1 protein-coding gene is annotated in these 791 nt (G+C 35.9%); it reads left to right on the top strand.

What is annotated here, in order from left to right; all coding sequences use genetic code 11:
• Positions 1-791: replication initiation protein (locus tag GBN19_RS15470; RefSeq protein WP_151778707.1), on the top strand; the 791-nt coding region annotated here is incomplete at both ends.

The following is a 791-nucleotide window of genomic DNA, read 5'->3' as shown; positions in this document are numbered from 1 at the left end:
AATGAATACAAAGCGCTTCTATATGCAATGGCAGTTGCGAATTATAGTGAGAAAAATAGGGTAAATGGTGAAATCACCGAACAAACCTATATTTATTTGTATAAGGATGATCTGGCAGATTTACTAGGATTGAATAAACGTAATTCAATTAATGTTGCAATAGACCGCATCTATAAAGAACTTTCATCCCGGGTGGCTCATTTTATTATTGAGGAGCCGGCTGATGATGGTAAGAGAAAAACTAAAAAAGTACATTCTGTCGTTCCCATTATCCGTGAGTTAAGATGGGAAGATGACTCTAAAAATGCGATTCAGATTCGTTTTACCAATGAGGTATTGCCGTATTTCACTCAACTGGCGGGGGGGAATTTTACCACCTATCAGCTAAAACATCTTTTTGCCTTGGATTCTGTTGCCAGTATGAGTCTTTATACGTATTTCATTAAAAACGAATTCAAGTACGCCAATCAAAAGAGTTATGAAGTGCCATTACTTTTGGAAAACTTGAAAGCACTGATTGATATTAATGAAACCAAATATGATCGCTGGGTAGATTTTAGACGCTATGTATTAGACAAAATAGTGGCAGAAATTAATGAAAATACAGACCTACAATTAGAATATGAAACCGTTAAGAAAGGCCGTCCAATTGTGGGTGTGAATTTTAAACTGCATCATCGGATTGCTGATAAAGCACCGGATGAAATTGCAGTAATTGAAAAAATCTATCTTGATGTTCCATTTGAAGACAATGCATTCGTAAAAGAATTGGGGGCGAAATTCGATACGAA

It is taken from the genome of Acinetobacter brisouii (assembly GCF_008993995.1).
Taxonomy (GTDB): domain Bacteria; phylum Pseudomonadota; class Gammaproteobacteria; order Pseudomonadales; family Moraxellaceae; genus Acinetobacter; species Acinetobacter brisouii_A.
The sequence above is the reverse complement of the archived record's forward strand: the minus strand, read 5'-3'. Positions and strand labels throughout refer to the sequence as shown.